The 1,787-nt window shown below is 58.3% G+C and carries 2 protein-coding genes; one reads left to right on the top strand and one right to left on the bottom strand.

Annotation, left to right across the window (positions count from 1 at the left end; genetic code table 11):
* The first annotated feature begins 759 nt into the window (after nucleotides 1–759).
* On the top strand, nucleotides 760–1,041 hold the full coding sequence (locus C7I87_RS34975) for a hypothetical protein (protein WP_149908469.1): 282 nt from the start codon (nucleotides 760–762) through the stop codon (nucleotides 1,039–1,041).
* 476 nt (nucleotides 1,042–1,517) lie between these two features.
* Here the strand turns inward: C7I87_RS34975 and C7I87_RS35700 are convergent.
* Nucleotides 1,518–1,787, bottom strand: a 270-nt coding sequence (locus tag C7I87_RS35700; RefSeq protein WP_210250689.1) for a hypothetical protein, incomplete at its 5' end; no start/stop codon positions are given.

Genomic DNA, 1,787 nt, shown 5'->3' with positions numbered 1-1,787 from the left:
GAGAGAAGGGGCCTGAAGCACAGCACGCAACCAATGCCCCGAGTGAGCTCCAATCCTCTGCGGCGCCGCCGTCTTCGGCTTGCGTCCAGCGACAGCTGCGTGCGTTCGCAATCTTACCCCCTATTGAGGCCGAACCGGATGTACCCGGCTCGAACTCTCCAGCACTGTGCTACTGCCGCATAAAATAGGAGTGTATTCTGTATTAGCGATTACTAATTTATGTCAATTTCTTGGTACTTTGGCAAAAAAGGCAGTCAGCTGAGCTATGCGACAAACGCGGCTGAACTCGGTCAGCGCATTTGTTGCGAGAGCCATTTCGCGCGAGGGTCGCCGATATGGATCCGGCTTCGGGACGCGCGGTGCCGATCCCAACAGTCCTGTCGCCCGACGTTTCATGTCGCATGATGGCAGCGCGGTCGTAGCCGCGCCGCTGCCGAGCCAGCCCATGTGATCTCGCTGGGCATGCCGCCCGCTCATTTTGGATCGAAGAAGCGATCGCTTCTTCGATCTCGACAAGGCCGACCGCCAGGCGATCCTCGATTTCGTGGCCAAGGTATGATCCGGGCCTCGCAAAGCGGATTTTTCTGGCCCGCCACGCGCCACTATCTTCACGACTGGCAGTCGATAGGCATTGACAACTTTCTGTCCCAGCCGAGCTGCCCGCCACACATCCGTTGCCAACGTGCGCGTTGGAACTGCCTTGCGAGATGTACGTTCCTCTTGATGGTTCACGTTGAATGACCTGAACGGAGGATTCAAATGAACATCAAGATGCTCACAATGGGCGCGTTGGCGCTTGCAATGACGACTGGTTCAGCACTCTCGGCTAGCAACACATCCGCTCTCGACGATCCGGCAAAGATGTCGCCGTTCTTCACCGACGCGGGCATGAAAACACTGAGGTCGGAGAAGGATTTCAAGACCGCTTGGATGTCCATGAAACCTGATGAAAAGAAGGCGGTGTTGAAAGACTGCGGCGATACCACACTTAACAAGTCGCATGCGGATTTCTGCGCAATGGCAAAGAAAATGGGCGGCTGAACGTTACTAACGCCGCCAAGGACAGCTGGAGGCGTCCGGTTTCGCCGCCATATCGGGCTCCAAGGTTGCGTGCGCCGGGACGGCGCCGAAATGCACAACGAGACAGCCATGACCCGATTCCTGTCGGAATGCACGCCGGAAGGCGATGCTTGCACGTTCGTCGCGGCTTACGCGCATAGCCGCTCTGCGTGACCGACTTGCGGTTAATAAGGCCGAGGGGCTGGCGCGACGGGGGCATGCTCTACCGGGAGGGCGAGTGCTCGGCCTGATCGAGGCGAGGGGCAGAGACTTGCGATGTCACGCAACCAAGTCAGTTTGCCGGCATTAATATCTGGAACGCGCCGGAGGAGGTCTATGCTACACGATAGCGTGCCCCGGGAATTTGAGATCGGTGACGAGGTCGCCTTGACGGGTACGGTCACCACGCTGCTGCCTAGCGGACGCGCCAAGGTAAACATTCCATCGTATGACCCACCCTATTCGGTTGACCCGCCACCTAAAACCCGCGCTGGAGATAAGATCGTTCTCGTCGGGGACATCATCCGCATCGATCTCAAGGCCGACAAATTGACCGTACGGATTGACTGCGGCGGCTTGATCACCGTCGGACGCTCGGCGATTACCAGGCTGAGAAAGCACCCCCGGTCTTCATCACACTGACGCTCACCGCCGGAGAGCGCGCCCACGATGGTCTGCCGCGCAACTCGCAGGTGGTTAGATGTTTGATCCCAGGGTTTGATGGTGCA

Source organism: Mesorhizobium sp. SARCC-RB16n, assembly GCF_008520305.1.
Taxonomy (GTDB): domain Bacteria; phylum Pseudomonadota; class Alphaproteobacteria; order Rhizobiales; family Rhizobiaceae; genus Mesorhizobium.
The sequence above is the reverse complement of the archived record's forward strand: the minus strand, read 5'-3'. Positions and strand labels throughout refer to the sequence as shown.